General features: G+C 53.3%; 3 protein-coding genes and 2 pseudogenes. All 5 read right to left on the bottom strand.

Going from position 1 to position 3,903, the window contains the following annotated elements; all coding sequences use genetic code 11:
- Positions 1–101: 101 nt before the first annotated feature.
- Positions 102–329 (bottom strand): annotated as a pseudogene (locus CKY51_RS21365) (hypothetical protein); the annotation flags it as partial.
- Between the two features lie 25 nt (positions 330–354).
- The gene (locus CKY51_RS21370) at positions 355–1,092 is read right to left on the bottom strand and encodes a putative type VI secretion system effector (RefSeq protein WP_152249936.1); all 738 of its coding nucleotides are present in this window, start codon (positions 1,090–1,092) and stop codon (positions 355–357) included.
- A 22-nt stretch (positions 1,093–1,114) separates the two neighbouring features.
- Positions 1,115–2,263, bottom strand: a complete 1,149-nt coding sequence (locus CKY51_RS21375; protein ID WP_280524721.1) for a T6SS effector BTH_I2691 family protein — start codon at positions 2,261–2,263, stop codon at positions 1,115–1,117.
- A 36-nt stretch (positions 2,264–2,299) separates the two neighbouring features.
- Entirely contained in the window at positions 2,300–3,034 is a 735-nt protein-coding gene (locus CKY51_RS21380; protein ID WP_152249938.1) for a putative type VI secretion system effector, read from the bottom strand.
- Positions 3,035–3,058: 24 nt separating this feature from the next.
- Positions 3,059–3,903, bottom strand: a pseudogene (locus CKY51_RS21385) (T6SS effector BTH_I2691 family protein); the annotation flags it as partial.

The raw sequence follows: 3,903 nt of genomic DNA on the forward strand, positions 1-3,903 counted from the left end.
CGTGGCGATGATCTGTGTCTCGGTGAACTTCGATGTGCGCATGGAACCTCCTGACTTGGGAACAATGCCAGAAAGATCTACTTATGCGGTGTCTGCGGATCGGGGGAGCTTACGCTATTGGCGCGCAGCACCTCGGCCTTGTAGCCGCCGGTGGACGTGCTGATCGCCGCCGGCTTGCGGTCGTGCGGCAGTTGCGCTGGCTCGCTGAGCTCGCCGGCAAAGCCGCGATACTCCATCGCCGCCTTCAGGTCGTCGGCGCTCGACAGCGGCACCGTGTCGCCCTTGGCCTGTGGCGCGCCGATCCACTGCTTGGGCATGATCGGTTGCATGCGCTCGGCGGCCGAGAGATTGACCTTAATAGCGGAAGTAGCTGTCGCCCATTGCAGGCGGGTCGGTGGGCTTCATCTTGGTCTTAGTTATTTTTCGAAGATTGATGTTCTTGACGTCTTTCCAGCCCAGCAGCGTGAAAATTGGTTCCGCCATCTCTATGAAAGGTGTAAAGCGATTACCTATCCTGTATGAAACCCAAGTTGCGATCGCAACCATAATTAAAGATGCGCCGCCGCCAACTATATACACAGCCTCGAATTTCATCTCTTTAGAAAAAGCGTAGGCCGCAACCATAAAAGCTAGCATCAAGAAGATAATTACGGACGTCACTATTGAAGAAATATTAAATACGTTCTTCCAATGAGCCCTGCCACCTGCAGAAACATGCGGATAAAGAACTATTATCTTTTCCTTTGGGTCAAGAACCGCGAAACCAATATAACCCCCGCCTTTAGTGGGTTCGGCCACAACCTGCACTTCATCGCCTTCTTTGAAAGGCCAATTCCATAATAATGCTTCTACGTGCCTACCTTCGACATCAAAGCTCACCTTCGATACGGGCTCCTTCATCTCTTCCATCGACATGGCAACCATTCCGGCCGCGGCGCCACTCAAGCCTAAAGCTGCCGCGACGGCACCAGTAGCAGCCATCCCACCTTGATCGCTTGCACTAAAAAAGATCTCCGCAGTCGTATTCTCAAGCTTTACATTGCTTAATGCGCCGGTAAGTATGCATGCTTCGGTCTTCTCATTTTCAAACATCTTCGCCTCAAATAATATTCAATCAGGCAGGCCTAGCAACGACCTCTTTTACGGCCTTCTGAAAGGCATCATCTTGCTCTTTCAACGCTTTGTAATGTGGCTCACTAGCTCCAAAACCCAGAAGCCACCCTTCACTGACTCTCCCAAACCGGTTGGCCTCACACCATTTTTCCAAAGCGTCTGGCTCTATTGCGTAGATCAGTATATCCAATGCAATCAGGGCGACAGTAACTTCCCATCCAGCAAGCCTCAGAATCCCGGCCCCTATGCGCCTCATTGATGCTTTAGCCAATGCTTCCCCTCCCTCTTTGACCGCTGCCGCCTGCAGCCCAGCTCTCACAGAGTCGAAGAAAATGACGATGCCTCTACGGCCAAGAGCTTTTTCAAGAACGGGGGCAGAATAAGCAAGGGCTGTTAGAAATTGTGCACTTCCGACAGCAAATCCGACGCCACTTTTTGCTAATGAGATTAGTGCTAGACCGTAACTTTCTCTCGTCGCAAATCGCACAGTATCTCCAGCATCATAATAAACCCCCACATACGTACCAAACCCACCCAGCCACCCACCGATGGCCTTCATCCTGGACACGCTGCGGCTGGCGTCGCCGAAAAATTCCTTGCTCACTTTCTCGGCCATGCTGGTGTACACCGACACCAGCGAGGCACCCGAGGCCACCAGGCTGCCGTAGTCGCGGGCTTGCTTGTCCGACTTGGCCAGCAGGTTGATGAAGTTCACCAGCTCCAGTACGCCGGTCAGCGAGGCCAATCGCACCGCGTTGCGACTGCTCTGGCTGGCTTGCGCCCAGCGTTGGCGCATCAGTTCGGTGCCCTTGTGCCGCTCCACGTCGCGCAGGGCATACATCATCGGCGTGCTGCTGGTCAGCTGCTGGCTGCGGTAGTGCTGCACGCGCTCCAGGAAGTAGTTGCGGATGCTCGCGCCCGTGCTCGCTTCGACGCTGATCAGGTTCGAGGCCTCGTTTTGGTCCATCAACCCGCGCGTCATCAGCACGAAGCGCACCAGCGCGTTGCCCACCTTGTCCTGCACGCCGTTGAGCGGGCTGGTCTCGCCGGCAAAGCCCCGATACTCCATCGCCGCCTTCAGGTCGTCGGCGCTCGACAGCGGCACCGTATCGCCCTTGGCCTGCGGCGCACCGATCCACTGCTTGGGCATGATCGGTTGCATGCGCTCGGCGCTGAGAGATTGACCTTAGTAGCGGAAGTAGCTGTCGCCCATTGCAGGAGGGTCGGTTGGCTTCTTTTTTTCCTTGGTAGTCTTGCGCAAGTCGATGCTATTTACATCCTTCCAGCCCAAAATAGTGAAAATTGGCTCCGCCATTTCAATAAAAGGCTTAAATCGACGACCAATATTAAGACCAATCAAAAAAACCAGAGCCGCCGACAAAAAGAAAGAAGTTAATAAAAATATTGGCCTATCAATTAAGCTAACTCCCACAACGCTACCTATTAGCGCCATAATTGACCACACCACAAAAGAAGCGCCCCCCCCTGCAAGCCCAGACAATTTAATTACCCGCAACCAGTGTGCTTTTTTTCCTGCGGATACATGCGGGTACAAGGCGATGATACGTTCTTTAGGATCTAATACTGCAAAGCAATTGTAGGAATTCGCAGATGATTGCTCCACGACCGCCTGCACCTCGTCCCCCTCTTTAAACGGCCAATTCCAAAGAATTGCTTCCACATGTTTACTCTCGATGTCGAAGCTCACCTGACATACCGGCTCTTTCATCTCGTCCATCGACATGGAGGCCATGCCGGCTGCTGCTCCACTGAGCCCTAGTGCGGCTGCGACTACACCGGTGGCCGCCATCCCATCGCTATCACCTGTGCTAAAGAAAATTTCTGCGGTGGTATTTTTCAATTTTACGTTAGTCAGCTTTCCAGCAATAACATGGGCTTGCTGATCGTAATTATTTTCCATTAATAACTTCTTCAGTAGTTAATTTTAATTTCCGGGCCGAGCCACAACCTCGCCAATAGCCTTTTGAAATGCATCATCCTGCTCTTTAAGTGACTTATACTTTGGACCGCCAGCTCCGAAGCCCATGATCCAGCCCTCACTTACTTTCCCAAACTGGTTACTCTCACACCACTTTTCCAACGCATCAGGCTCGATGGCATAGATCAAAACATCAATAGCTATTAGGGCGACGGTGACCTGCCATCCACCAAGCCTTAATATCCCAGTAGCGATACGCCTCATTGAAGCTTTGGCTATCGCCTGCTCACCTTCTTTAAGGGCTGCTGCCTGCAGGCCCGCCTTGAGCGAATCAAGCCAGATAACGACGCCTTTTCGACCAATCGCTTTTTCTATTACTGGAGCGGAGTAAGACAATGCTGTCAAGAACTGAGCGCCACCAACAAGCACCCCAGCGAACATTTTCAACCCTGACATAAGAGCTAGAGCGTACTCTCCTTCTTTAATCTTCAGGAAAGTGTCCCCAGCATCATAATAAACCCCAACATACGTACCAAACCCACCCAGCCACCCACCGATGGCCTTCATCCTGGACACGCTGCGGCTGGCGTCGCCGAAGAATTCCTTGCTCACCTTTTCGGCCATGCTGCTGTAGACCGACACCAGCGCTGCACCCGAGGCCACCAGGCTGCCGTAGTCGCGCGCTTGCTTGTCAGACTTGGCCAGCAGGTTGATGAAGTTCACCAGCTCCAGCACGCCGGTCAGCGAGGCCAATCGCACCGCGTTGCGACTGCTCTGGCTGGCTTGCGCCCAGCGTTGGCGCATCAGTTCGGTGCCCTTGTGCCGTTCCACGTCGCGCAGGGCATACATCA

The organism is Xanthomonas maliensis, assembly GCF_009192945.1.
GTDB lineage: Bacteria > Pseudomonadota > Gammaproteobacteria > Xanthomonadales > Xanthomonadaceae > Xanthomonas > Xanthomonas maliensis.

Excerpts from the sequence above, each read along its gene's own strand:
- CKY51_RS21370 (WP_152249936.1), bottom strand. The coding sequence starts at position 1,092 with ATGTTTGAAAATGAGAAGACCGAAGCATGCATACTTACCGGCGCATTA.
- CKY51_RS21375 (WP_280524721.1), bottom strand. The coding sequence starts at position 2,263 with ATGCCCAAGCAGTGGATCGGTGCGCCGCAGGCCAAGGGCGATACGGTG.
- CKY51_RS21380 (WP_152249938.1), bottom strand. The coding sequence starts at position 3,034 with ATGGAAAATAATTACGATCAGCAAGCCCATGTTATTGCTGGAAAGCTG.